This is a genomic window from Micromonospora sp. LOL_014 (genome assembly GCF_048060245.1).
Lineage (GTDB): Bacteria > Actinomycetota > Actinomycetes > Mycobacteriales > Micromonosporaceae > Micromonospora_E.
Genome location: NZ_JBHMIP010000021.1, coordinates 39,435 through 64,212, shown reverse-complemented (window position 1 = coordinate 64,212; position 24,778 = coordinate 39,435). Strand labels below are relative to the sequence as shown.

24 protein-coding genes, 2 pseudogenes and 3 riboswitches are annotated in these 24,778 nt (G+C 72.9%); of the genes and pseudogenes, 13 read left to right on the top strand and 13 right to left on the bottom strand.

What is annotated here, in order from left to right:
* Positions 1-43 precede the first annotated feature (43 nt).
* On the bottom strand, positions 44-568 hold the full coding sequence (locus tag ACFHW1_RS18930) for a GNAT family N-acetyltransferase (protein WP_416568289.1): 525 nt from the start codon (positions 566-568) through the stop codon (positions 44-46).
* A 152-nt stretch (positions 569-720) separates the two neighbouring features.
* Here ACFHW1_RS18930 and ACFHW1_RS18925 point away from each other — a divergent pair.
* From ACFHW1_RS18925 to ACFHW1_RS18910, 4 genes and pseudogenes are all read left to right on the top strand, one after another.
* A pseudogene (locus ACFHW1_RS18925) lies at positions 721-1,134 on the top strand (ASCH domain-containing protein); the annotation flags it as partial.
* Positions 1,108-1,866, top strand: a complete 759-nt coding sequence (locus tag ACFHW1_RS18920; RefSeq protein WP_416590725.1) for a maleylpyruvate isomerase N-terminal domain-containing protein — start codon at positions 1,108-1,110, stop codon at positions 1,864-1,866. The pseudogene ACFHW1_RS18925 and the gene ACFHW1_RS18920, both read left to right, overlap by 27 nt.
* A gap of 183 nt (positions 1,867-2,049) precedes the next feature.
* Positions 2,050-2,643 (top strand): hypothetical protein, encoded by a 594-nt coding sequence (locus ACFHW1_RS18915; RefSeq protein WP_416615859.1) that lies wholly within the window; start codon positions 2,050-2,052, stop codon positions 2,641-2,643.
* Between the two features lie 89 nt (positions 2,644-2,732).
* Positions 2,733-3,116 (top strand): hypothetical protein, encoded by a 384-nt coding sequence (locus ACFHW1_RS18910; RefSeq protein ID WP_416555131.1) that lies wholly within the window; start codon positions 2,733-2,735, stop codon positions 3,114-3,116.
* 175 nt (positions 3,117-3,291) lie between these two features.
* Here ACFHW1_RS18910 and ACFHW1_RS18905 read toward each other — a convergent pair whose 3' ends face one another.
* Genes ACFHW1_RS18905 through ACFHW1_RS18895 form a run of 3 tightly spaced genes read right to left on the bottom strand, consistent with a single transcriptional unit; the run spans position 3,292 to position 4,656 of the window.
* A complete protein-coding gene (locus ACFHW1_RS18905) occupies positions 3,292-3,633 on the bottom strand; it encodes a hypothetical protein (protein WP_416555133.1) in 342 nt (113 codons plus the stop codon).
* Positions 3,634-3,680: 47 nt separating this feature from the next.
* Positions 3,681-4,439, bottom strand: a complete 759-nt coding sequence (locus tag ACFHW1_RS18900) for a CbtA family protein (RefSeq protein WP_416555135.1) — start codon at positions 4,437-4,439, stop codon at positions 3,681-3,683.
* Positions 4,440-4,455: 16 nt separating this feature from the next.
* Complete coding sequence (locus tag ACFHW1_RS18895) at positions 4,456-4,656, bottom strand: CbtB domain-containing protein (RefSeq protein WP_416555137.1); 201 nt, start codon at positions 4,654-4,656, stop codon at positions 4,456-4,458.
* A 31-nt stretch (positions 4,657-4,687) separates the two neighbouring features.
* Positions 4,688-4,862, bottom strand: a riboswitch (cobalamin riboswitch).
* Between the two features lie 109 nt (positions 4,863-4,971).
* A riboswitch (cobalamin riboswitch) is annotated at positions 4,972-5,099 on the top strand.
* 80 nt (positions 5,100-5,179) lie between these two features.
* Between ACFHW1_RS18895 and ACFHW1_RS18890 the strand changes: the two genes are divergently transcribed.
* The 3 genes from ACFHW1_RS18890 to ACFHW1_RS18880 are packed head-to-tail and all read left to right on the top strand — an operon-like array spanning position 5,180 to position 9,251.
* Entirely contained in the window at positions 5,180-7,147 is a 1,968-nt protein-coding gene (locus ACFHW1_RS18890) for a VWA domain-containing protein (protein WP_416568291.1), read from the top strand.
* Complete coding sequence (cobO, locus tag ACFHW1_RS18885) at positions 7,147-7,749, top strand: cob(I)yrinic acid a,c-diamide adenosyltransferase (protein WP_416555141.1); 603 nt, start codon at positions 7,147-7,149, stop codon at positions 7,747-7,749. Before ACFHW1_RS18890 ends, cobO begins: the two co-directional genes overlap by 1 nt.
* Positions 7,743-9,251: a cobyrinate a,c-diamide synthase gene (locus ACFHW1_RS18880; protein WP_416555143.1), complete on the top strand. Its 1,509-nt coding sequence runs from the start codon at positions 7,743-7,745 to the stop codon at positions 9,249-9,251. The genes cobO and ACFHW1_RS18880 overlap by 7 nt, the downstream gene beginning before the upstream one ends.
* Here the strand turns inward: ACFHW1_RS18880 and ACFHW1_RS18875 are convergent.
* Positions 9,210-9,686 (bottom strand): annotated as a pseudogene (locus ACFHW1_RS18875) (TetR/AcrR family transcriptional regulator); the annotation flags it as partial. The gene ACFHW1_RS18880 and the pseudogene ACFHW1_RS18875 sit on opposite strands and share 42 nt — an antisense overlap.
* 139 nt (positions 9,687-9,825) lie before the next feature.
* Here ACFHW1_RS18875 and ACFHW1_RS18870 point away from each other — a divergent pair.
* Both ACFHW1_RS18870 and ACFHW1_RS18865 read left to right on the top strand, forming a co-directional pair.
* A complete protein-coding gene (locus ACFHW1_RS18870) occupies positions 9,826-10,044 on the top strand; it encodes a DUF2277 family protein (RefSeq protein WP_416555145.1) in 219 nt (72 codons plus the stop codon).
* Positions 10,045-10,240: 196 nt separating this feature from the next.
* Positions 10,241-10,852 (top strand): hypothetical protein, encoded by a 612-nt coding sequence (locus ACFHW1_RS18865; RefSeq protein ID WP_416555147.1) that lies wholly within the window; start codon positions 10,241-10,243, stop codon positions 10,850-10,852.
* Here ACFHW1_RS18865 and ACFHW1_RS18860 read toward each other — a convergent pair.
* From ACFHW1_RS18860 to cobN, 4 genes are all read right to left on the bottom strand, one after another.
* Positions 10,845-11,168 carry a hypothetical protein gene (locus ACFHW1_RS18860; RefSeq protein ID WP_416555149.1) on the bottom strand — a complete coding sequence of 108 codons (324 nt, stop codon included), beginning with the start codon at positions 11,166-11,168 and terminating at the stop codon, positions 10,845-10,847. The two genes, ACFHW1_RS18865 and ACFHW1_RS18860, sit on opposite strands and share 8 nt — an antisense overlap.
* Before the next feature lie 22 nt (positions 11,169-11,190).
* Positions 11,191-11,934 carry a lytic polysaccharide monooxygenase gene (locus tag ACFHW1_RS18855; protein ID WP_416555151.1) on the bottom strand — a complete coding sequence of 248 codons (744 nt, stop codon included), beginning with the start codon at positions 11,932-11,934 and terminating at the stop codon, positions 11,191-11,193.
* 136 nt (positions 11,935-12,070) lie between these two features.
* A complete protein-coding gene (locus ACFHW1_RS18850) occupies positions 12,071-13,042 on the bottom strand; it encodes a pirin family protein (protein WP_416555153.1) in 972 nt (323 codons plus the stop codon).
* Positions 13,043-13,102: 60 nt separating this feature from the next.
* Positions 13,103-16,723, bottom strand: a complete 3,621-nt coding sequence (gene cobN, locus ACFHW1_RS18845; RefSeq protein WP_416555155.1) for a cobaltochelatase subunit CobN — start codon at positions 16,721-16,723, stop codon at positions 13,103-13,105.
* Between the two features lie 56 nt (positions 16,724-16,779).
* Positions 16,780-16,905: riboswitch (cobalamin riboswitch) on the bottom strand.
* 116 nt (positions 16,906-17,021) lie between these two features.
* Here cobN and ACFHW1_RS18840 point away from each other — a divergent pair.
* Genes ACFHW1_RS18840 through ACFHW1_RS18830 form a run of 3 tightly spaced genes read left to right on the top strand, consistent with a single transcriptional unit; the run spans position 17,022 to position 20,448 of the window.
* Positions 17,022-18,293 (top strand): precorrin-3B synthase, encoded by a 1,272-nt coding sequence (locus ACFHW1_RS18840; RefSeq protein ID WP_416555157.1) that lies wholly within the window; start codon positions 17,022-17,024, stop codon positions 18,291-18,293.
* Complete coding sequence (locus ACFHW1_RS18835) at positions 18,290-18,928, top strand: precorrin-8X methylmutase (RefSeq protein WP_416555159.1); 639 nt, start codon at positions 18,290-18,292, stop codon at positions 18,926-18,928. The genes ACFHW1_RS18840 and ACFHW1_RS18835 overlap by 4 nt, the downstream gene beginning before the upstream one ends.
* The gene (locus ACFHW1_RS18830; protein ID WP_416555161.1) at positions 18,925-20,448 is read left to right on the top strand and encodes a precorrin-2 C(20)-methyltransferase; all 1,524 of its coding nucleotides are present in this window, start codon (positions 18,925-18,927) and stop codon (positions 20,446-20,448) included. The genes ACFHW1_RS18835 and ACFHW1_RS18830 overlap by 4 nt, the downstream gene beginning before the upstream one ends.
* Here ACFHW1_RS18830 and ACFHW1_RS18825 read toward each other — a convergent pair.
* From ACFHW1_RS18825 to ACFHW1_RS18810, 4 genes are all read right to left on the bottom strand, one after another.
* Positions 20,436-21,233, bottom strand: a complete 798-nt coding sequence (locus tag ACFHW1_RS18825) for a cobalt-precorrin-6A reductase (protein ID WP_416555163.1) — start codon at positions 21,231-21,233, stop codon at positions 20,436-20,438. The genes ACFHW1_RS18830 and ACFHW1_RS18825 overlap by 13 nt on opposite strands.
* Complete coding sequence (gene cobM, locus ACFHW1_RS18820; protein WP_416555165.1) at positions 21,230-21,973, bottom strand: precorrin-4 C(11)-methyltransferase; 744 nt, start codon at positions 21,971-21,973, stop codon at positions 21,230-21,232. The genes ACFHW1_RS18825 and cobM overlap by 4 nt, the downstream gene beginning before the upstream one ends.
* The gene (gene cbiE, locus ACFHW1_RS18815) at positions 21,970-23,199 is read right to left on the bottom strand and encodes a precorrin-6y C5,15-methyltransferase (decarboxylating) subunit CbiE (RefSeq protein WP_416555167.1); all 1,230 of its coding nucleotides are present in this window, start codon (positions 23,197-23,199) and stop codon (positions 21,970-21,972) included. Before cbiE ends, cobM begins: the two co-directional genes overlap by 4 nt.
* A 76-nt stretch (positions 23,200-23,275) precedes the next feature.
* The gene (locus ACFHW1_RS18810; RefSeq protein WP_282230618.1) at positions 23,276-23,683 is read right to left on the bottom strand and encodes a pyridoxamine 5'-phosphate oxidase family protein; all 408 of its coding nucleotides are present in this window, start codon (positions 23,681-23,683) and stop codon (positions 23,276-23,278) included.
* 766 nt (positions 23,684-24,449) lie between these two features.
* Between ACFHW1_RS18810 and ACFHW1_RS18805 the strand changes: the two genes are divergently transcribed.
* Positions 24,450-24,740, top strand: a complete 291-nt coding sequence (locus ACFHW1_RS18805; RefSeq protein WP_416555169.1) for a hypothetical protein — start codon at positions 24,450-24,452, stop codon at positions 24,738-24,740.
* The last annotated feature ends 38 nt before the right edge of the window (positions 24,741-24,778 follow it).

Sequence of the window (24,778 nt, the reverse complement as noted above, 5' to 3'; positions counted from 1 at the left end):
GCAAGCTTCGTCGGGTCGCGCCCGCAGCGGTACGCCAGATTCGCTACACCGACTCCTGTGGCACGGAACCGATCGGTTTGACCATCTGCTGGGCGGTGACGGTGAATGCGGTCGACTCGTACAGCCGACGGGCCACCAGGTTGTCCCCGAAGACGTTCAACCCGAGCCGGGTGACTCCGCGCGTGGCCAGCACCGGCTCGACAGCCGCCAGGATGGCCCGTCCGTACCCGTTGCCGCGGTGGGCGGCGTCCACCTCGATGTTGTAAATCCAGGCCGGCCGCTCCGGTTCGGCAGAGTCCGGTAGCCCGACCCAGATCCAGCCGACCGGACGCGCGTCGTCGGCATCCGCCGGCCGCGCCACCAGGAACAGCATCCGCTCGGTGGCCAGCCCGTCGGGCAGTAACTCGGCGTGCTGGCGGCGGGACTCGGTCAGCGCCGTCGCGGTGGTGGCGCGCCCGGACCGCAGCAGGCTGCCGGCATAGCCCGCCACCAGCGCGGGAATGCGTACGTCGTACTCGGCCTGGGTCATCGGGTGCAGCGCCACGGCGCGCTGATCTGACGTCGTCACCGGCCTATCGTGGCCTACCTGGTCGTGGCCAGTCACGTCAATTGCGCGACGGTCGTTGGCGGGCAGCACACGATCGTGGACGGGACCAGGCGGCACCGCGCCAGTACACTGCGGCTGTGGCGACCGAGGCGGACCGTGATGCCGGGCAGGACGTGCCGCACCGCCTCGATCATGTACCGAAGCCCGAGTTCGCTTTTCCCGGTCCGCTGCGCGACCGGCTGGTCGCGGCGATCCTCACCGGCGAGAAGACGGCCACGTCCGGGCTGCTGCGCGAGTACGAGCACGACAACGAGCCGCTGCCGGTCGCGGGGGACCGGTCGGTGCTGGTGGATTCGGCGGACCGGCCCTGCGCGGTACTGGAGACCACCGGGGTACGGGTGGTTTCCCTGGCGGAGGTGGACCTCGCCCACGCCGTCGACGAAGGCGAAGGGTTCGTTGACGTCGCCGGGTGGCGCCGCGCCCACGTCGACTTCTGGCAGTCGACGCCGATGCGGGCTGCCCTCGGTGACGAGACGTTCACCGTAGACGACCGGACGATGGTGGTGGCCGAACGGTTCCGTGTCGTGCAGCGGATCTGGCGGTCCGACGAGGTGGCCCTCGCCTACGCCGCCGAGAGTCGGGCGGCGGTCGACGCGTTACGGGCCGTACCGGAGGCGGACTTCGACCGCCCGACCAGATGCGGCCCGTGGACGGCCAAGGAACTGCTTGCACACACCGTGATCGCACTGTCCCGTACCGTCAAAATGCTCGACGACGGCGCACCCGCCGCCGGTCCGGACGGTTCGGTGGACGCAGTCGGCTACTACGCGCCCGACGCCCGGTTCCGTCCCGACGCGGACGGCGGGCGAATCGCCGACGCACAGCGGTGGGCGGCGGCCCGGACGGCCACCGCCGCTGTCGACGAACTGGCGGCGCGGGCAGCGACCGCCGCCGCTCGGGTCACTACGCAGCCGCCGGACCGAATGGTCGTCACCCGGCATGGTGACCTGATGACGTTGACCGACTTCCAGGCCACCCGGGTCGTCGAGCTCGCCGTCCACGGTGTCGACCTGGCCGACGGCCTCGGCATAGCGCCGTGGCTGACCGCCCCGGCGGCGGATCTGGTGGTGGCGCTGTCGGCGGGCACCACACTGGCACCGCTGCGGGCGGCGCGTGGATGGGACCGGCCGACGTTGGTACGCGCGGTCACCGGGCGAGTCGAGTCAGGTGACGTGGACCCGGCTGAACTGCACCCGCAAGGAGTGCGCTCCCCGTTTTTCGGTGGCACGCACAGTCCCACTGTGGTTGGCGAAGAGTAGCGGGACCGACCTGCCCTCGAAGCGCCTTGCGACTGCCCGTAGGTTGACAGCGACAAGGCCACAACGAGACCCTTTCGCGATTCTGACTTTTGGTGCTGGAGGTTTGCCGTGGACTGGTCCCTCGGAAACATACTGATTCTGCTGGTCGTGGTGTTGCTCGGTGCAGTCGCGGGGTGGCTCGTGATGAGCCGCCGGTCCGCCGCCGGCAAGGACGCCTCGGTGAAGCCTGAGGCGGCTGCCGCAGTCGAGCCACCGACCACTACCTCGGAGCCGTCGGCGGCCGACCCGGTCAAGACCGGGCCCACCACCGAGGCTCCCGCCGAGCCCACCGCCGAGCCCGCTGCGGATGCCCCGGCCGAGCCGGTCAGTGTCGAACCGGTCAGTGCTGAGCCGGCCACTACCGCCGATGCGGCCAGCCCTGAGCAGGCGCCGGTCGTCGACCCGCCCGCCGCCGAGCCGGTCGCTGCCGTTGAGCCGCCTGCCGTTGAGCCGCCTGCCGTTGAGCCGCCTACCGTTGAGCCGCCTACCGCTGAGCCGCCCGCCGCCGCCGAGGCTGAGGCTGAGCCGGCGGACGACTTCCGGCGCATCGAGGGCATCGGGCCGAAGATGGCCGCCGCCCTGCAGTCTGCCGGGATCCGTACGTACGAGCAGTTGGGCGCGACCGACGAGGCGGCGCTGCGCGCGGCGGTCCGCGCCGCCGGGGTACGGGCCACTGCCAGCCTGCCGACCTGGCCGGCCAAGGCCCGAGAGTTGGCGGCGGCGCGCTCCGCAAGCTGACCGGAAAGGTCAAGCCGCCACAGTGGACCGATTGTCGGGTGACCTAGGTCCCGGCGATCGGGGACGTACGGCGGCAGCGACCGATCGCCGTGCCGGGTGACGATGAGGTCGAGCACCGGCGGCAGGGTGCCGCCGGTGCTCGACCGAACGAGGTGATCGGCACGACCGCAGTCGTCCAGGTGCACCCGAAGCCGGCGGCGCCGGCCGAGACAGAGGCCGCGATCGACGCTCTCGTCTCGGCGGCGTCGAAGGCACTCGACGACTACGCCGAATTCGACCAGGAACGGATCGACACGATCGTCGGCAAGGCGTCGGTCGTCGCGCTCGGCCGACGCAGCGACTTGGCCCGGCTGGCGGTCCAGGAGACCGGCTGCGGCGTGTTCGAGGACAAAGCTCGCCGAGGAGTTCGGCCGGCGGGTCAAGGTGGTACGGATCATCTGGAACGCGCCGGCCTCGCAGGGCGCGATCGGTGACATGTACAACGCGATCGCGCCGTCGTTGACGCTGGGCTGCGGCGGCTACGGGCGGAAGCGCCCGGAAACACGATCCGTATCGGCGAGGCGTCGGCCGGGTGGTACGGCACCGGCTGGGAGCGGTAGACGAAGGCCGGTCTGTGTCGTCGGGGCGGAACACCGCGCATCACGGCGGTCAGGACGTCGGGACGGACTTTCCCCAGCGGGGGGCGGCGAACCGCAGCCCGGCGAGCCGGTCCGGCGGTGCGGCTAGGCCCGGCCCGCCGGCCGCGATCCACTTGACGACACTTGACAGTGACGTCTCGTCGAGCACCCCGCCGAGCCACACCGGACGAGCGCCCAGCCGGTGGGCCAACACTGCCGGCTGCACGATTACCACGTTGGACCGGTCACAGGCGTTGAGGCAGTCCGACACCCGTACCGGCGAGGCGGCACGCAGTTCGTCGAGCTGCCGGTCGTGGTCGACGTCCGGGTGTTTGCGGCGGGTGCCGCAACAGCAGCCTCGGCATACGGTCACCCGGACGAGGCGCCCGGGCTCCGGGCCTGCCGCGCCGTCGTCAGCCGTCACGCGACGTCGGCGAGCGTGGACCGCCGACCACCGGTCCGGGCCGGGGTGAGCAGCAGTCCGAACACCACCCCGAGGACCGTCCACATGGTGGCGAGCTGCGCCAGCGAGGCGAGTCGGAATTCCCACAGCAGCGTCGCCGGGATGTCGGTGGGCACGTCGACTCCGGTGGCTGGCCAGAGCGCCAGCAGCAGGGCGTACCCGACGATGGCCAGCGCCGCCGCGACCACCGTCCGGTAGGGTGCCGGCCGCGCCCAGCCGGTCAGCCGCCGGTGGGTCAGCAGCGCCAGCCAGGTCACGGCGGCTGCGGCGATGATGAACGACAGGTACTGTCCGGTGCGCTGGTTGACGGTGTCCGGATCGCCGACGCCCGGCGGGTTGGCCGGGAAGCGGATCGCCGGTAGCAGCGCCACCACGACGAAGCCGAGCCCGGCGAGCAGCCCCACCCGGCGGAAGTCGTCGTGGCCGGGCAGCAGGTGCCGGGTCGCCGCGTAGACCACGGCGACGATCAACGCCAGGCACAGCGCCACCGCGACGGTGGCGACCAGCCCGCCGAGGACCTGCATGGCCCGACCGACCAACTCCTCGTCGTGGCTGTGTCCGGCCGTCCCGGTCGCAGCGCGGGCCTCCTCGACGACCAGCGCCGACTCGATCTGCGGTTCGACGATCAGCAGGGCCGCCACCGCGCCTGCCACGCCGGCGGCCGCACCGGCGAGCAGGCCGCGGCCCAGCACCGCGCCGAACGGGTAGGTGCTCATCGGAGCCGGCCGCCGCTCAGTGGCACGGTACGCCGAGGGCGTGCCGGCCGTCGTGGGTGAACTCGTGCACGAACTCGGCGGTACCGGCCAGCACCAGCCCGTTGTCCTGCGCGACCAGGTAGATGACGACCGCCGCGACGGCGGCCAGTAACCAACCGGCGAGCGGTACGCGGATGGCGGTGGTGGTGACCTCGCCGCCGACAGAAGGTGCAGTCATGCCAGGAAATCCTCTCGTCCATGCCTCGTGGCGATGCGGTGCATGCCACGGCCGGTCTCCTGGCTCCCGGATCGTCGCGGCCGTCCCGCCTTCCCGGACCGTCGTCGGCCCAGTGGCGTGGTGGAACGGACACTTCCCGGTCACAGTGGCGAGGACCACGCCGGAATCACACCGGCTTCCCGAACACCGTGGCCTGCGCAGCGTACCGCCGTGGTGACCGCTCGGGCAATGGCTGCGGCTCTGGCCGACACCGGGACCGGCGCCACATTGACGGTGGACCGCCGGTGGGGGAGCATGACCGGCACGAGCGGCGCGGAGGAACCCGGTGCGAATCCGGGGCGGTCCCGCCACTGTGACCGGTGAGTCGCGTCCCCCTGAGACAGCCACTGCCCCAACGGCGGGAAGGCTCGGGACGCGACGTCGATCCGGCAGCCAGGAGACTCCGGCCGCTCGCTGGTCCACCGGTACGCGGGCGTGGACACCCGCGGGAGGGATTCACCATGCACACCTGTCGGCCCCTGCCATGACGCCGTACCCGTTCACCGCCGTCGTCGGCCTGCCCGACCTGCGGCAGGCCCTGCTGCTCGCCGCAGTGCACCCCGGCATCGGCGGCGTGCTCATCCGGGGTGAGAAGGGCACCGCAAAGTCGACGATCGTCCGCGCGCTGGCCGGGCTGCTACCGGAGGTCGACCGGGTGCTCGGCTGCCGGTTCGGCTGCGATCCGGCAGCCCCGGACCAGACCTGCCCCGACGGGCCGCACACCGCGCCGGTGACCGCACGCCGCGGCCCGGCCGCTCTGGTCGAATTGCCGGTCGGCGCCACTGAGGACCGGGTGGTCGGCACCCTCGACATCCAGCGGGTACTCAGCGCCGGCGTGAAGGCGTACGATCCGGGGCTGCTCGCCGCCGCGCACCGGGGCCTGCTCTACGTCGACGAGGTCAACCTGTTGCCGGACCATCTGGTGGACCTGCTGCTGGACGCAGCGGCGATGGGCCGGGCCCACGTCGAACGCGACGGGGTGTCGGTCAGTCACGCCGCCCGGTTCCTGCTGGTCGGCACGATGAACCCGGAGGAGGGCGAGCCGCGTCCACAGTTGCTGGACCGCTTCGGGCTGATGGTGTCGGTGGCCGCACCTTCCGAGGTGGCCGACCGGGCCGAGGTGGTGCGCCGTCGGCTCGCGTACGAGACCGACCCGGTGGCGTTCGCGGACCGCTGGCGGTCCGCCGACAACCAGCTCGCACTGCGGGTACGCGATGCGCGGGCGGCCCTGCCCGCGGTCACGCTGCCCGATGCCGAGATCGACCGGATCGCCCGGATCTGCCTGGCGTACCAGGTGGACGGTATGCGGGCCGACATCGTGATGGCCCGCGCCGCCGTCGCGCTGGCCGCCTGGCGGGGCCAACCGGCGGTCACCGCCGCCGAGGTCGCCGAGACAGCCCGGCTGGCGCTGCCGCACCGGCGGCGCCGTGACCCGCTCGACCCGCCCGGTGCCGACGAGCAGCGCCTCGACGAGGTGTTGCGTGACGAGTGCGGCGACGACGATCCCGATCCTCCGCCGCCGCAGGGTCCGCCACCACCGGAGGGCGGCCCGTCGCAGGGTCCGCCACCACCGGAGGGCGGCCCGTCGCCCGAGCCAGCGACGCTGGACGACAGCGGGCCGGCGGGCGGTGCCGAGCAGCCGGACGGCGTACCGCCGGGCGGTCCGGCTCCGGCGGCGGCCGGGCCCGCGTACCGGCCCCGGACACTGCGGCTACCCGGGCTCGGTGCGGGCGCGACGCCCGGCCGACGTTCGGCGGCCCACGCCGACCGGGGCCGGGTGGTCGGTGCCGGATCATTGACTGGACGGCCGTCGACGGTGCATCTACCAGCCACGGTGCGCGCCGCCGCATCCCGGGGTGCCCGCCAGATCACCCCCGCCGACCTGCGCCAGGCCCGCTACGTCGGCCAGGAGGCGAACCTGATTCTGTTCGTGGTCGACGCCTCCGGGTCGATGGCAGCCCGGCAGCGAATGACCGTGGTCAAGACCGCCGTGCTGTCGCTGCTGCGCGACGCCTATCACCGGCGGGACCGGATCGGGATGATCACCTTCCGGGGTGCCGCCGCCGACGTGGTGCTGCCACCGACCAGCAGCCACGAGGTGGCCGTCGCCAAGCTGGCGCAGTTGCGCACCGGTGGCCGTACCCCAATCGCCGCCGGGCTGCGGGCCGCCGCCGCCACCGTCGCCGCCGAGCGCCGCCGCGAGCCACGCCGTCGGCCACTGATCCTGTTGGTCACCGACGGGCGGTCGACCAGCGGACCGAATCCGATAGACCTGGCGCCGTTGCTCGCCGGCACCGCGATGGTGGTGCTCGACTGCGAGTCTGGTCCGGTGCGACTGGGCCTGGCCCGGCGGCTCGCCACCGGTTTCGACGCCGAATGGCTGCCGCTGGAGGCGCTGTCGGCGGTGGTGCCGCAACCTCGGGTCGGCCTCGCCAGCGGGAGGGCTGCCTGATGCCACAGGGTAAACCGGAACACGTCCCCGACGACGGGCTGACCACCCGGGCCCGGCGGCGTCAGCCGGTGCTCGCCGTCCATACCGGGCCCGGTAAGGGCAAGTCGACAGCGGCCTTCGGTATGGCGTTGCGGGCCTGGGCGGCCGGCTGGCCGGTGGTCGTCTACCAGTTCGTCAAGTCCCCGAAGTGGAAGGTGGGCGAGGAAGCGGCCCTGCGTACCCTCGGTGCGTCGGGCCGGGGAGCGCCGGTGACCTGGCACAAGATGGGGGAGGGCTGGTCCTGGATCCAGCGCCCCGGCACCGAGCGCGACCACGCCGCCGAGGCAGCCGAGGGCTGGGCGCAGATCCGCCGTGATCTGGCCGCCGAGGCGTACCGGTTCTACGTGCTGGACGAGTTCACCTACCCGTTGAAGTGGGGCTGGATCGACGTCGCCGAGGTGGTGTCGGTGCTGCGGGACCGGCCGGGCGGCCAGCACGTGGTGGTCACCGGCCGGGACGCGGCGCCGGAGCTGATCGACCTCGCCGACCTGGTGACCGAGATGACCAAGGTCAAGCATCCGATGGACGCTGGACGCAAGGGCCAGCAGGGCATCGAGTGGTAGCCGTTCCCCGGGTGGTGATCGCCGCACCCGGATCCGGGCACGGCAAGACCACGGTGGCCACCGGCCTGCTCGCCGCCTACGCGGCCCAGGGTGTCCGGGTCGCCGGCTTCAAAGTCGGCCCGGACTACATCGACCCCGGCTACCACACGCTCGCCGCCGGCCGGCCCGGCCGCAACCTGGACCCGGTGCTGGTCGGTGAGGAGCGCGTCGCGCCACTGTTCGCCCACGGCGCCGCCGGTGCCGACCTCGCGGTCATCGAGGGCGTCATGGGGCTCTACGACGGCCGGGTCGGCGGCGCCGACGTCGGCTCCACCGCCCAGGTCGCGGCGCTGCTGGCCGCCCCGGTGCTGCTGGTCGTCGACGCGGCCGGGCAGAGCCGGTCGATCGCCGCACTGGTGCACGGGTTCCGGTCGTTCGGTCAGGTCCACATTGCCGGGGTGATCCTCAACCGGGTCGGCTCCGACCGGCACGCGCAGGTGCTGCGGGACGCCTGCGAGGAGGTCGGCACGCCGGTGCTCGGGGTGCTGCGGCGGCATCCGTCGGTCGACACCCCGTCGCGGCATCTGGGTCTGGTGCCGGCGGTGGAACGCGCCGTCGAGGCGCGTGCGGCGGTCGGTGCGCTGGCGGAGTTGGTCGCCGCGTCGGTGGACCTGGCCGCGGTGGCGGCGGTGGCGGGCGCCGCACCCCTGCTGGCGGTCGAACCCTGGTCGTCGGCGGGCGCTGTCGGGCACGCGGACGCCGGCTCCGGCGAGGACGCGCCAGCAGCGGCGAGCGGTGACCGGCCGGTGGTCGCCGTCGCCGGTGGACCGGCGTTCAGCTTCGGCTATCCGGAGACCGTCGAGCTGCTGACGGCCGCCGGTGCCGAGGTGCGTACCGTCGATCCGGTCCGTGACCAGCGGCTGCCCGCGGCGACTGCGGCGTTGGTCGTCGGCGGCGGCTTTCCCGAGGTGTACGCCGCCGAGCTGGCCGCGAACGCCGGGTTGCGGCGGCAGGTGGCGGCGTTGGCGGCCGCCGGTGCGCCGATCGTCGCCGAGTGCGCCGGCCTGCTGTGGCTGTGCCGCACCCTCGACGAGGCGCCGATGTGCGGGGTGCTGCCGGCGGACGCGCGGATGACTTCCCGGTTGACGCTCGGCTACCGCGATGCGGTGGCGTTGACCGACAGCGTGTTGGCGCCGGAGGGGGCCCGGCTGACCGGCCACGAGTTCCACCGTACCGAGGTGACGCCGCGGGCCGGCGCGGCAATGGCCTGGGGGTGGCGTGGCGCGGCGCCGGAGGGTTTCGTCGCCGGTGGCGTGCACGCGTCGTACCTGCACCTGCACTGGGCGGCGCGGCCGCAGATCGCCACCCGGCTGGTGACGGCCGCGCGGCGGACGGTGTCAGTCCCGCGGCAAGCTGGCGGTGAACATGGCAATCAGCCGTTCGTAGCTCTCCGTCACGTCCTCGGGCAGGCCGAAGCCGCCGTCGATTTCCAGGCAGACGAAGCCGTGCATCATCGCCCGTAGGCAGCGGGTGGCGTGTACCGCCGCCGACCGCTGCAGTCCGTAGCCGCGCAGCACGGCCAGGATCACCTCCAGCAGCCGGGTTCCTTCGGCGACGGTCACCGGGTCGCGGATCGGGTCGGCGGGCATCGCCGCCCACCGGGCGGGATGTCGGCGGACGTAGTCCCGGCTGGCGTGCATCAGGGCGGCGACGGCGGCGTCCCGACTGAGACCGAGGGTGTGCCGGGTGAGTTCGTCGGCGAACTCACCGATGAGCCGGGCAGCGATGAGCGTCCGCAGTTCGGTGAGGCCGCCGGTGACGTGCTTGTAGAGCGACGGTGTGGCGACCCCGACCCGGCCGGCCACCGCGTTGAGCGACAGCGCGTCGAGTCCCTGCTCGTCGATGAGGGCGATCGCGGCGTCGACCAGGCCGCCCCGGGTGAGCCCTGCTCTAGGCATGTCGGCGGCCGGACCGCGTAGGCTGGCTACATGGCATAACGCTTAAGCTAATTGTGTTAGCTTGGTTCGTCAAGCTGGCCTGGGTCGTCCGGCCGCCTCGGGGCCGCCTGCCATCGTGGGCTGCGGCAGTATGGAGCGCATGTGCCGAAGCATCAAGACGCTCCGTGAGCCGTACACCGCCGAGGTGACCGACGCCGACATTGAGGCCGCCGCGCTGCAGTATGTCCGGAAGATCTCTGGTTTCCGGCAACCAGCCGCCCACAACGCGGAGGCGTTCGACGCCGCCGTGGCGGCCGTCGCCGCCGCCAGCCGCGAACTGCTGGATCGTCTGGTGGTCCGTGCCCCAGCGGCCCGGTAGGCCACGGCGCCGCCGGAAGAAGTGTGCGACGGAGCCGGCGGCGCCGTGTCGTCGGACGGCCTCGCGAGGTGACTGTCCGTGAATTCTGTGAAGATCCTTAATGGAAACTTGAGGTTCCGGACAGATCCGTCGACCATCCACCCACGTATGGCCCGGTAGCTGCGTTTCGGGCAGCGGCTACCGAGAGGAGCGGTGGATGTACGGGTGGGATGCCAGGAGTGGGCGGGCGCGTAAGGTCTTCGTCGGGGCGGCGGCAGCAGCCCTGCTCGGCGGCGGACTGGCGGTCGGCACCGGGCTCGGCAACGCGGGGGAGAACTGCGACGGCCTGGACACCGCGCTGCGGAACAACCTGACCTTCATCGCCGAGCAGCGGGCCAACCCGGACGCCCTGTCCAACGACCGGATCGCCAACCGGCAGGCAGTGGTCGACCTGATCGAGCAGCGGCGGGCCGCCGCCGGCTGCACGGCCGACGTCGGCGCCGGCGCGCCGGCCGCGACGCCCGCGCCGGAGCAGCCCGATGGTACGGGCGACGCCGCCGCGCCGGACACCGGGACACCCGGCGACGTCGTCTGCGCGGGATCGACGGTGACCCTGTTCAACGAGGACGCCGGCCCGGCCGCCTCCAGCGGCACCTTCCCTGTCGGCACCGTGCTCAAGGTGACCAACCTCGACAACGACCGGAGCGTCACCGTCACGGTGACCAGCCCGTCGGGCAGCTGCGTTCTGCTTAACGACGCCGCGTTCGAACAGGTCCGGGAGCCGGGCAAGTTTGTCATCCGGCGGGTCGTGGTCGAGCGGATCAGCTGACCCGTACCGCGTCGGGTCGTCGGTCCTGGCCGGCGGCGCGACGCCGGATAACCCACTCGGCCACCACCACGTTGATCCTCGACCCGGTAGCTGCCGGCCGTCGGCACGGTGACGATGAACCAGGCCGGGTCGCTGACCGGCTGCGGGCTGGTGAACTGGTAGTCGGCGCCGTAGCGTCCGGCCGACCAGCCACGCTTAACACGTCGCTGCCGGCGGCCGGCACCCGCGCCGCGCCGATGACGAACAGCGCGGCACCGACCGGCGGCACCAGTTTCGGTACCGCCACCTGGCCGGCGGTGTCCCATGGTGGCGACATCCGTACATGATGCACCGGTCGGTCAGAGCCGTTGCCACAGCGCCGGTACGTTCGGCGGTTCCCAGCCGGCGAGCGCGGTGTGTGCCTGCCGGCACCGGTAGCTGACGCCGGCGTAGCTGACGACGGCACCGACCTGGTACGTGGTGCCGGCGGCCCAGGTGCCGCCGGGCTGTTCGGGCGACACGGTGGGCGTGGACGTCGGTGGTGGGGTGGTCGGCGGTGGTGGCGCCGGGGTCGGCGACGGGCCCGGATCTCCACCGATCTGGATGTCCACGCAGGAGTAGAAGGCGTTCGTGGTGTCCGCGACGTTCCAGATCGCCAGCACTTTCTGCCGGCCGGTGTGGCTGCCGAGATCCACGGTGTGCGACACGGTGGCGGCGGGCTGTCGGCCACCGTCGTCGAACACGGCGATCCGGTCGTCGCCGACGTAGTACTCCCAGGTGCTGGTGGCGTGTCGGGCGGTCAGTGTCCAGGTGAAGGTGACCGACCCGCCGCCGACCGCGGTGGCCGGCCAGTTGGCGCTGTCGTCGTTGAGGATGGCGAAGCGGCTCACCCCGCCGTGACAGGTGCGCTGTCCTTTGGGGCCTTCGACGCTCTGCGGCTCCCACACGATCGGGCCACAGTTGGCGACTCGGCCCTGCGCGCACATCGCCTGTCGACTGGGCGGATAGGAGATGTAACCGTGCGCGTTGGCCGGGGCGGCGACCAGCAGGGTGCCGAGCATGGTGCCGGTGGCGAGCAGAGGCAGGAGAACTCGTCGTCGCATGGGGGCGCTCCGCACGTCGTGGGTGGCGGTGGGGCGGCCGGCCTTTGCCGACGAAGTTAGCGTAAGGACAGTTAACAGTAAAGATTGCGAACGAAGAATTTCGATACGTCGACGAAGTCGACCGGTCGTGCGACGGTCAGCCGACCGTACGGCCGTGCCGGTCGCGGGCCTTGACCCGGGTGATCGGCATTTCCGGCGCCGGCAGCGGGGCGTCGACGCAGCCGGTCACCGTGCCGAACCGCCTACCGGCCGCCCAGTCATCGCGGGCGGCAACCAGCTCCTCATGGCTGCGGGCGACGAAGTTCCACCACATCACGAGCGGATCGTCGAACGGCTCCCCGCCGAGCAGGAACAGCCGGGCCGGGCCGTCGGTGGTCACCGTCGTGGCCGACCGGCCCTCGCACAGGTAGAGCAGCCCGCCCGGGGCCAGCTCCACCCCGTCGACCCGGGCCGTGCCGGACATCGTCAGGAGGGCATACTCGAAATCGTCGCGCAGCGTCAGCGCGACGGTCGCATCGGCGTCGATGTCGACCTGGGCTCCGACGATCGGGCTCGCCATCTCGGCCGGGGACCGGACGCCGGCGTACTCGCCGACCACCACGGTAATCCGCGCGTCACCGGCACCCACCTGTGGCAACGCGGCATGATGCGCGAACCGAGGCTCGCCGTGCCTGGCCGACTCGGGCAACGCCACCCACAGTTGCAGGCCGTCCATCACCGGCGGATGGACCGGCGGTGACTGCTCCGAGTGGGCGATGCCGTGCCCGGCGGTCATCAGGTTGAGGTGTCCCGGCACGATCGACTGCACGCTACCCAGGCTGTCCCGGTGCAGAATCTCACCGTCGACCAGCCAGGTCACCGTCTGCAGCCCGGTGTGTGGGTGCGGCGGAATCTGCATGCCGGACCGCCCGGCCACGTCGTCGGGCCCGAAGCGGTCGACGAAACACCAGGCACCGACCATGCGCCTGGGTCGCTGCGGCAGCAGCCGCCGAACCGTCGTGTAGCGGCCCAGCGGCACGTCGTGGCCGGGTAGCAGCACGCTCTCCGGCTGCGCGTCGGCGACCGTCGTCCCGTCGTATCGGATGCTCCCCGACGCCGCCGCACTCATGCCTCGACCTTACGCGCGGCACCGCCGGCGCGCCCGGCCGACCGCACCGCACCGTCCAGGTCAACCGGCGCGGTCCTCCAGGTCGCCCTCGGTTCGCAGGAACACCTCCCGCAGCCCGTCCAGCACCGCCGGGTCGGGATACTCCCACAGTTTGCGGTCGGCCGCCTCCAGTAGCCGCTCGGTGATCCCGTGCAACGCCCACGGGTTCGACTCGGTAAGGAACCTCTGGTTGACCTCGTCGAGCACGTACGTCTCGGCCAGCTTGTCGTACATCCAGTCGGCCACCACCCCGGCGGTGGCGTCGTAGCCGAACAGGTAGTCGACCGTGGCGGCCAGCTCGAACGCCCCCTTGTAACCGTGCCGGCGCATCGCCGCCAGCCAGCGCGGGTTCACCACCCGGGCCCGGAAGATCCGGGCGGTCTCCTCGTGCAGGGCGCGGGTGCGCACCGCCTCCGGCCGGGTGCTGTCGCCGACGTAGGCCGCCGGGGCCGACCCGGTCAACGCCCGTACCGTGGCGATCATGCCGCCGTGGTACTGGAAGTAGTCGTCGGAGTCGGCGATGTCGTGCTCGCGGGTGTCGATGTTCTTCGCCGCGACCGCGATTCGTCGGTACGCCGACTCCATCTGGTCGCGCGCCGGCGCGCCGTCGAGGTCCCGGCCGTAGGCGTAGCCGCCCCACACCGCGTACACCTCGGCCAGGTCGGCGTCGTCGCGCCAGTTACGGCTGTCGATCAGCTGCAGCAGCCCGGCACCGTAGGTCCCCGGCTTGGAGCCGAAGATCCGCATGGTGGCCCGCCGGGTGTCGCCGTGGGTGGCCAGGTCGGCGCGGGCGTGCGCGGCGACGAAGTTCAGCTCGTCCGGCTCGTCGAGGGCCGCGACCAGTCGGACCGCGTCGTCCAACATGGCCACCACATGCGGGAACGCATCACGGAAGAAGCCTGAGATCCGCACCGTCACGTCGATGCGGGGCCGGCCCAGCTCCTCGGCCGGGACTACCGTGACGCCGGTCACCCGTCGCGACGCCTCGTCCCACACGGGCCGTACGCCGAGCAGCGCCAGCACTTCGGCGATGTCGTCGCCGGCGGTCCGCATCGCCGACGTGCCCCATACCGACAGTCCCACCGAGCGGGGCCAGTCGCCGGTGTCGGCCCGGTAGCGGGCCAGCAGCGACTCTGCCATCGCCTGCCCGGTCTCCCAGGCCAGCCGGCTCGGCACCGCCTTCGGGTCCACCGAGTAGAAGTTGCGTCCGGTCGGTAGCACGTTGATCAATCCGCGCAACGGCGACCCGCTCGGCCCGGCCGGCACGTACCCGCCGGCCAGTGCGTGCGCGACGTGGGCCAGCTCGTCGGCGGTGCGGGCCAGCCGGGGGACCACCTCGGTCGCCGCGAACTCCAGGATCCGAGTGACCAGCGCGGTCCGCTCGTCATCGTCGCCGAGCACACGCGTGGCGACCTCGACGGCGGCGTCCGACCGCCAACCGTGCCCCTCCATCGCCGCGACCAGCTCCCGGGCGGTCGCCTCGGCGGCGTCGGTGCCGTCGCGGTCGGTGCCGGACTCGTCCAGGCCCAGCGCCTCCCGCAGGCCGGGTAGCGCCGCGACCTGCCCGGCCCACATCTGCCGGGCCCGCAGCATCGCCAGCACGAGATCGACCCGGGCCGCGCCGACCGGTGCCGCGCCGAGCACGTGCAGCCCGTCGCGGATCTGCACGTCCTTGACCTCGCAGAGCCACCCGTCGACGTGCAGCAGGAAGTCGTCGAACTCGGCGTCGTGCGGCCGGTCGTCCAGACCGAGGTCGTGGTCGAGCCGGGCGGCCTGGATCAGGGTCCAGATCTGCGCCCGGATCGCCGGCAGCTTCGCCGGGTCCAGGGCGGCGATGTTCGCGTGTTCGTCGAGCAGCTGCTCCAACCGGGCGATGTCGCCGTAGCTCTCCGCCCGGGCCATCGGCGGCACCAGATGGTCGATCAGGGTGGCGTGCGCCCGTCGTTTGGCCTGGGTGCCCTCGCCGGGGTCGTTGACCAGGAACGGGTAGATCAGCGGCAGGTCACCGAGGGCGGCGTCCGGCCCGCAGTCGGCGCTGAGCCCGACCGTCTTGCCCGGCAGCCACTCCAGGTTGCCGTGCTTGCCGACGTGCACCACGGCGTGCGCGCCGAAGCTGTGCTCCAGCCACCGGTAAGCAGCCAGGTAGTGGTGACTCGGCGGCAGGTCCGGGTCGTGATAGATGGCCACCGGGTTGGCTCCGAAGCCGCGTGGCGGCTGCACCAGCAGCACGATGTTGCCAGCGTTCAGTGCCGCGAGCACGATCTCGCCGTCGGGGTCGCGGGAGGTTTCCACGTACAGCTCACCCGGCGGCGGACCCCAGTGCCGTTCGACCTGTTCGCGCAGCTCGGCCGGGAACTTCGCGTACCAGCGGCGGTAGTCGCGGGCCGGAATCCGCACCGGGTTGCCGGCCAGCTGCTCCTCGGTCAGCCAGTCCGGGTCCTGCCCGCCGGCGGCGATCAGCGCGTGCATCAGCGCGTCGCCGTCGCCGTCGGCTAGGCCGGGGACCGCGTCGGGGCCGTCGGGCGGCCCGACGTCGTAGCCAGCGTCGCGCAGCGTCCGCAGCAGCGCCAGGACACTCGCCGGGGTGTCCAGCCCGACCGCGTTGCCGATTCGGGCGTGCTTCGTCGGGTACGCCGACAGCAGCACCGCGATCCGTTTGTCGGCCGGAGCGACGCGCCGCAGCATGGCGTGGCGGACCGCGATCCCGGCGACCCGGGCGGCCCGCTCGGGGTCGGCCACGTACACCGACAGGCCGTCGGCGTCGATCTCCTTGAACGAGAACGGCACGGTGATCAGCCGGCCGTCGAACTCCGGGATGGCAACCTGGGTCGCTGCGTCCAAAGGGGATAGTCCGTCGTCGGTGGCCGCCCAGGTCTGCCGGGAGCTGGTCAGGCAGAGTCCCTGCAGGATCGGCACGTCCAGCTCGGCGAGAGCCCCGACGTCCCAGGCGTCGTCGTCGCCTCCGGCGCCGACGGTCGCCGGTCGGGTCCCGCCGGCGGCCAGCACGGTCACCACCAGGGCATCGGCCTGACCCAGGGTGGCCAGCAGCTGCGGGTCGGCCGAGCGCAGCGACGAGCAGTAGACCGGCAGCGCCCGACCGCCGGCGGCGTCGACCGCGTCGCACAGCGCGTGCACGAAGCCGGTGTTGCCGGCCAGGTGGTGGGCCCGGTAGTAGAGCACCGCCACGGTCGGCCGGCCCGGTCCGGCCGGCGTCGCCGCGCGCTCCAGCACACCCCACTCCGGTGCCGGCCGCGGCGCGGCGAAACCGTGCCCGGTGAGCAGCACCGTGTCGGACAGGAAGCGGTGCAGTTCGGCGAGGTTCGGTGGGCCGCCGTGGGCCAGGTAGGCGTGCGCCTCGGCGGCCACCCCGGCGGGTACGGTGGACAGCTCCATCAGGGCGGCGTCCGGGGCCTGCTCGCCGCTGAGCACCACCACCGGACGGGGTCCGGCCAGCAGCGCGTCCAGCCCGTCCGGCCAGGCCCGGCGGCCGCCGAGTAGCCGGACCACCACGAGGTCGACGCCGGCCAGCAGCGGCGGAAGGTCGTCGACCGACAGTCGGGCCGGGTTTGCCAGGCGCCAGTCGGCACCGCTGGCCCGTCCACTCAGCAGATCAGTATCTGAAGTGGACAAAAGTAGCATCATCGGACGCCCGGTCCTCCCTCGGGGTCCGCGCCCCGGGTCGTCGGTCGCGGCGACCGGAGTCTCCTGGCTCCCGGATCAACGCTCGCCCCGGCCTTCCGGCCCGTGAGGGACCGTGGCCGTCGGTGGGGTCTGCTCCCCGGTGACAGTGGCGGGACCGCACCGGATTCACACCGGACTTCCTCCGCTTGTCGCCGCGTCTGGCTACGAACACTTTCACGACCGGCGGACGTTTCGTCAAGGTGTGATGTATTCGCCGTGCGGCGGCCGCCGTCCGGGGACGACCCGTAGTATCCGCCGGGTGCCCGCCTTGCCATCGCCGCCCGCCCGGGGCGCACCCGATGCCTGCCCCGGCGCCCTGCAACTGCACCCGGCAGCCGACGGCCTGCTGGCCCGGATCCGCTGCCCCGGAGGGCTGCTCACCGCCGTCCAGTTGCGGCTGCTGGCCGCCGTCGCCCGTGACCACGGTGATGGACATCTCGAACTGACCAGCCGGGCGAACGTCCAGGTGCGCGCGGTCGCGGCCGCCGCCACCGGACCGCTCGCCGCCCGGCTGCGTGCGGCCGGGCTGCTGCCGTCGACCGCGCACGAACGGGTCCGCAATATCCTCGGCTCCGCCCTCGCCGACATCGACACCCCGGCGGCCTGGGACGTCGGGGCGCAGGTCCGCGCCCTCGATACGGCGATCTGCGCGGAGCCGGACCTGGCCCGGCTCTCCGGGCGGTTCCTCTTCGCTATCGACGACGGCCGAGGCGACACCGTAGCGGCCCGAGCCGACGTCGGTCTGCTGCCCGGCCCGGACGACGAGGTGACCGTGCTGCTCGCCGGTGGCGACCACGGGCTGCGGGCCCGGCCCGCCGACGCGGTACGGGTCGCGGTCGCCGCCGCCCGTGCCTTCCTCGACGATCCGGACGCAGCGGCGGGCAGCGCGTGGCGCCTCGATGACCTGACTCCGGCAGCGCTGGACCGAGTCGTGATCCGGGCCGGCACCGCACCCGGGGTACGGCGTACCGCGCGGCGGTGGCAACCACTGACGCCGGCCGGCGGTCCCGTTGCGCCGGTCGGGGTGCGACACCGTCCCGACGGCGACTTCGCTCTCGTCGTGGCGGTCCCGTTGGGACGCTTGACAGTCGACCAGGTCGACCTGCTCACGGCCGCCTCGCCGCAGTTGAGGATCACGCCGTGGCGGGGGGTGGTACTGCCCCGGGTCACTGACCCCGCCGGTTGGGCGGACCGGCTCGCCCGCGCCGGGCTGGTCACCGACCCCGACTCGCCGTGGCTCGGAGTGACCGCCTGCGCCGGGCTGCCGGGCTGTGCCCGGTCCCGGGCCGACGTGCGCGCCGACGCGACAGCGACGCACACCGGGCGGCTGCCAGCACCGGGGCGCCGTCACCGCCTGCCGGTGCACTGGATCGGCTGTGAGCGTGGCTGCGGCAGTCCGACCGGGCCGATGGTCCGGGTGACCGCCACCGGTGACGGGTACCGGATCGACGCCCCCGACCGGACCAGCATCCGCCTCCCGCCCGGGGCTGCCCTTGGCGCAGCCGTCCAGATCGCACGTGAGGAGCCATGATGGACCATGTCCGCGACGCGGCAGAGATCTACCGGCAGTCGTTCGCCACCATCCGCGCCGAGGCCGACCTGAGCCGACTCACCGGCGAGCAGGCCCGGGTCGCGGTGCGGATGATTCACTCCTGCGGGATGGTCGACCTGGTTGACGACCTGGTCTTCTCGCCGCAGGTAGTGGCTGCCGCCCAGGGCGCGTTGCGGGCCGGCGCGCCGATCCTCTGCGACGCCACCATGGTCGCCGCCGGCATCACCCGGCGCCGGCTGCCGGCCGACAACCCGGTGCTGTGCGCCCTGTCCGACCCCCGGGTGCCCGAGCTGGCCGACCGGCTGGGCACCACTCGCAGCGCAGCGGCCGTCGAGCTGTGGGTCGACCGCCTTGACGGCGCGGTGGTCGCCGTCGGCAACGCACCGACCGCGCTGTTCCGGCTGTTGGAGCTGGTCGACGCCGGTGCCGGCCGGCCGTCGGCGGTGCTCGGCGTACCGGTCGGATTCATCGGCGCCGCCGAGTCCAAGCAGGCCTTGATCGACCATGGTGGACTGGAACACCTGGTGGTCCGGGGACGACGCGGTGGCAGCGCGATGGCCGCCGCCGCACTGAACGCGATCGCCAACGACGACGAGGGACAGGTGGGGCGTTGAACGCGCGTCGCGGCGGACCGGGTCAGCTCTACGGCGTCGGGCTCGGCCCGGGTGACCCGGAACTGGTTACCGTGAAGGCTGCCCGGCTGATTGCTGCGGCCGACGTGGTCGTGCACCATAGTGCCCGGCACGGTCGCAGCGTAGCCCGGTCCATCGCCGAGCCGTACCTGCGCGCGGGACAGATCGAGGAGGCGTTGGTCTACCCGGTGACCACCGAGCGCAGCACCCACCCCGGCGGCTACCGGGCGGCGATGGACGAGTTCTACGCCGACTGCGCGCGGCGGCTCGCCGCCCATCTCGACGCCGGTCGGACCGTGGTCGTGCTCGCCGAGGGCGACCCGCTGTTCTACGGCTCCTACATGCACCTGCACAAGCGGCTGGCCGACCGGTACCCGACCGAGGTGGTGCCCGGCGTCACCTCGATGAGCGGTGCCGCCGCCGCACTCGGCCGGCCGTTGGTCGAGGCCGACGAGGTGCTCACCGTCCTGCCCGGCACCCTGTCCGGGGCGGAACTGACTAGACGGCTGGCCGAGACCGACGCCGCCGCTGTGCTCAAGCTGGGCCGGACCTTCCCGGCGGTACGCGACGCGCTGACCGCCGCCGGCCGGCTCGACGACGCGTGGTACGTCGAACGGGTCAGCACCGGGGGGGAACGCGTCGAGCCGCTGGCCGACGTCGACCCGGCGACGGTGCCGTACTTCTCTCTGGCGTTGCTGGCCAGCCGTCGCGGTGGCACCGTCGCGGCGAGCGCCGCCGACACCGCCCGGTCCGGCCGGGGAGAGGTGGTGGTGGTCGGCCTCGGACCGGCCGGTCGGGACTGGATCACCCCACAGGCCCAGACCGCTCTCGCGGCCGCCGACGACCTGGTCGGGTACGGACCGTACCTGGACCGGGTGCCGGCCAACCCCCGGCAACGCCGGCACCCGTCGGACAACCAGGTCGAGGCGCAGCGGGCCGCGCACGCGCTTCGGCTGGCGGCCGACGGAGCCCGGGTCGCGGTGGTCTCCTCCGGCGACCCCGGGGTGTTCGCGATGGCCGCCGCGGTGCTGGAGGTCGCCGCCGAGCCCCGCTGGAAGGACGTGCCGGTCCGGGTGCTGCCCGGCGTGACCGCCGCCCAGGCGGTGGCCAGCCGGGTGGGGGCACCGCTCGGGCACGACTACTGCGTGCTGTCGTTGTCGGACCGGCTCAAACCCTGGCCGGTGATCGAGCGGAGGCTGCTCGCCGCCGCCCGCGCCGACCTGGTGATCGCGATCTACAACCCCGCGTCGCGCAGCCGAACCTGGCAGCTGGCCCGGGCCCGGGATCTGCTGCTGGAGCACCGGTCGGCGCAGACCCCGGTGGTGGTGGGTCGCGACATCGGTGGCCCCGGCGAACGCGTCGACGTGGTGGCGCTGGCCGATCTGGACCCGGCCACGGTGGACATGCGGACCCTGCTGATCATCGGTTCGTCAGCGACTCAGGTCAACCACAACCGGGACGCGGCGCCGGTGGTCTTCACCCCACGGCACTACCCGGGCTGAGCACCTGCCGCCGTGCTGAGCCTGGCCAGCCAGGTCACGGCGGCGTTGACGTCGCTGACCGTCGGTGCGGGTGGCGCGGCGGCCCGGTCGACCATCAGCACCGGCAGTCCGAGCTCGCGGGCGGCGACGAGCTTGGCGTACGTCTCGTCGCCGCCGCTGTCCTTGGTGACCAGCACGTCGATGGCGTGCGTGCGCATCAGCGTTCGTTCGCCGTCCACGGTGTACGGCCCACGATCGAGCAGCAGTACCCGGTCGGCGGGCAGCGGCGGCTGCGGCGGGTCCACCGTCCGGATCAGGAAGAAGACGCCGCTCAGCGGCGCGAACGCGGCCAGGCTCTGCCGGCCGGTGGTCAGCATCGCCCGGCTACCCAGTGCGGGCAGCGTGGCGGCGGCAGCGGTCAGGTCCGGCACCCGGTGCCAGACGTCGCCCGGCCCGGCCGTCCAGCCCGGCCGGCGCAGCACCAGCAGCGGTGTGCCGGTCCGGGCACAAGCGGTGACCGCCGAGGTGGAGATCCGGTTCGCGAACGGGTGGGTAGCGTCCACCACCGCGCCGATGCGTTCGTCCCGTAGCCAGCGGGCCAGCCCATCCGGTCCACCGAAGCCACCGATACGGGTCTCGCCGTGCGGCAGCCGAGGCCGGGCCACCCGGCCGGCCAGCGAGGTCACCACCCGCGCCGGCGGATCGGTCGACAGCGCGGCGGCGAGCTGACGGGCCTGGGCGGTGCCGCCGAGAATGAGCACCCGGGGTCCGCCGTCCGGGCTGGAGCCGGTGCGGTCACCGGTCATCGCCGGCACCGGTCGGCGCTGTACAGATGGCTGTCGGGGAAACCCGCCGCGCCGAGCACCGCGCCGACGACGATCACTGCGGTACGCCGTACGCCGGCGGTGTGCACCTGGCCGGCGATGTCAGCCAGCGTGCCCCGCAGCGCCACCTCGTCGGGCCGGCTGGCCCGCGCCACCACCGCCACCGGACAGTCCGCGCCGTAGTGCGGCAGCAGGTCGGCCACCACCTCGTCGATGCGCTGAACGGCCAGGTGCAGCACCAGGGTGGCCCGGCTGGCGCCGAGGGTGGCCAGGTCCTCGCCGGGCGGCATGGCGGTGGAGCTGGCGGACACCCGGGTCAGGATCACCGTCTGGCCGACCTCCGGTACGGTCAGTTCCCGGCCGAGCGCGGCGGCGGCCGCGGCGAAGGCGGGCACGCCGGGCACGATCTGGTACGGCACCCCGGCGGCGTCCAACCGACGGATCTGTTCGGCGACGGCGCTGAACAGCGAGGGGTCGCCGGAGTGCAGCCGGGCGACGTCGAGCCCGGCGGCGTGCGCGGCCAGCATCTCGGCGACGATCTCGTCCAGGGTCAGCCGGGCGGTGTCGACCAGCCGGGCCCCGGGTGGGCAGTGGGCGAGCAGCTCGGTCGGGACCAGACTGCCGGCGTACAGGCAGACCGGGCTGGTCGCGACGACCTCGCGGCCCCGGACGGTGATCAGGTCGGCGGCACCGGGGCCGGCGCCGACGAATCGTACGGTCACTGGCGTTCCACCGCCCACTGGGTCACCGGCATCATCGGTCGCCACCCGGTGAACCCACCGACCGGGGCGGCCCGGTTGACGGCGATCCGGGTCAGGTCGCCGCCGATGCGGGAGTGCCAACCGGCGAGCAGCGCCTCGGATTCGACGGTCACCGCGTTGACCACCAGGCGGCCGCCGGGCCGCAGTGCCGACCAGGCGGCGTCCAGCAGCCCGGTGGTGGTGACCCCGCCGCCGACGAAGACCGCGTCCGGAGGGTCGAGACCGACCAGTGCCTGCGGGGCGGCCGCGGCGACCACCGTGATACCCGGTACGCCGAGTGTCGCCGCGTTCGCCGCGATCCGCTCAGCCCGCCGTGGGTCGTGCTCCACGGCGACGGCCCGGCACTGCGGATGGACACGGGACCACTCGATGGCGATGCTGCCCGATCCGGCCCCGATGTCCCAGAGCAGCTGCCCGGGCAGAGGACCCAGCCGGGCCAGCGTGACCGCCCGAATTTCCCGTTTGGTCAGCTGGCCGTCGTGCTGGTAGACGTCGTCGGGCAGCCCTGGCACCCGGGGCAGCGGCGGGGTGCCCGGCTCGGCCCGGCAGTCCACCGCGACGACGTTGAGCGGGTCGACATCGAAGCCGCCCCAGTCCTGGGCGGTGGCCGTCCGCAGCTGTTCCCGGGCGCCGCCGAGTTGTTCCAGTACGGTCAGCGGGCTGGGTCCGTAGCCCCGGGCACTGAGCAGGCCGGCCACCTCACCCGGGGTGGCCGTGCCGGCGCTGAGTACCAGCAGCCGACTCCCGGGGCGGATCAGGGGGTGCAGCAGCTGTACCGGGCGGCCGACGGCGCTGACCACGTCGACCTCCTCGACCGGCCAGCCGAGCCGGGCGCAGGCCAACGAGACCACCGACGGGTGGGGCACCGCCCGTACCCGGTCGGGGCCGAGTAGCCGGACCAGGGTGCCGCCGATGCCGTAGTGCATCGGGTCGCCACTGGCCAGCACCGCGAGGTGCTGCCCGCGGTGCTCGTCGAGCAGCCGGGGCAGGTGGGCGAGCAACGGGGTGGGCCAGGTGCCGGTGGCCGCCGGCCGTTCGGGCGGTGGGATCAGCTCGATCTGCCGGCGGCTGCCCAGCAGCGCGGTCGCCGCGCGCAGCGCGGACCGGGCGGCGCCGGACAACCCGTCCCATCCGTCGGCGCCGATACCGACGACGGTGACCACAGCCGGTCCGGATCTGGGGGGCATCGTCCGACGGTATCGGTTCGCCGCGTTGCTCGACATGGCCACCCCGTCGGTGGTGATCCGTGTGACGTCGCCCGGATCAGACGTTGCCGAGCCGGCGGGTGACCGTGATGACCAGCACCACCCGGTCCGGGTTGGGGCGTGGTACCCGGTACCGCAGGGCGTAGCGCTGTTCCGCGTCACGGACCGTCGGCGGATCGTCGTGGAGCCGGGCCAGGCCTTCCAGCGTCGACCATCGCTTGCCGTCGACCTGGCAGACGGCCACCCGAGCCCCGGTCACGCCGGCGGCCCGCACGTGTGCGGCCTTGCGGGACCGGGCGGAGGTGATCACCCGGGCGACGCCGCTGTCCGGGTCGAAGGTCACTCCGACCGGAACCACATGCGGGCTTGCGTCCGGGCGCAGCGTGGTCAGCGTGCACAGGTGCCGTTCGCGCCAGAAGTCGCGCAGCGCGTCGCTGATCTCCGGCCCGGCAGCAGATGTCGTCACCCGTCGTATTCTGGCACCGTGGACGCCTGGCGGCGGTCCCGACGCGCCCGCGCCGGTGCTGGCAGGTCCGGTGTCGGTGCGGTTGGTGCCGGATCGGCTGCACTGAGTCGCGACTCAGCAACGGGGTGCCGTACCGACCGACGAGCCAAGCAATTGCTAGTCCGCTACAGCGCGTCCAGTAATCCTTTTCGCAGGGTGCGCGAGTAGTGTGTGTGGGCGGGGCGGCGCGCCTTAACGTCGGTCTCCCGCAAGAGTCGGCTGCGTCGCCCCACCTTCGAAACCGGCCGTCGGTGACGGACCCGGTGGTCCGCCCCGGTCGCGGTCCGGTCGCCTCGGGGTCCATTGACCCGGTCCGTTGCCCCGGCGCCCGTCGATCGGATGCTCTGTCGACCGGGGTTGAACCGTCCCCGTCGGACCGCCGTATGCATGGTCGAGACAGCGGCGGAAACCGTCGACGCCTCACCGAACATCCTCCGACAGTGTCTGGCGGCCTCGCGCTCGGGGCGCCGCCGGACACGGGCCGCACGGCCCACCGGGACGCCGTCGATCGAGCGGCGCGGCTACCGGCAACTGTCCCCAGAAGGGTTGGGTTGTCAGTCCCATGTACTCGCGTTCTCCCCGGCGGAGGGTCGACCACCCGGTCGGTCCCTCGCCGTTAAACTCCCGGCGGTGGAAGGTGGCCGGCACGGTCGGCCTGGCGGCTGTGATCATGGGGGCCGGCATCGGTCTCGCGGCGGCCGACACCTCTGTCGCAGACGATGTGGGAGTGATCGTCTGTCCCAGCGTGGTGGACCGGTTGCCGGCGGTGCCGGCGGCGGCGCGGGCCGAGGTGGACCGGGATCTGCGGGCGTTGGAGACGCAGCTTGCGCAGGCCAACGCGCGGTTGGTGAGCAGCCAGGGTCAGGGTGGTCGGAACTTCGTGGACAACGCGATTCTTGGTCCGTTGGCGAGCAAACGGACGGCGGCGATCGAGCGGATCGCGATCTCGATCGGTCGGCAGGGGGATCGTCCGGCTGGCCTCGAGCAGCTCGCCACCTGCGAACTGCGGGAGGACTGACCCCGGCCGACACAAGACAGGTTCCCGCCGCTCACCCG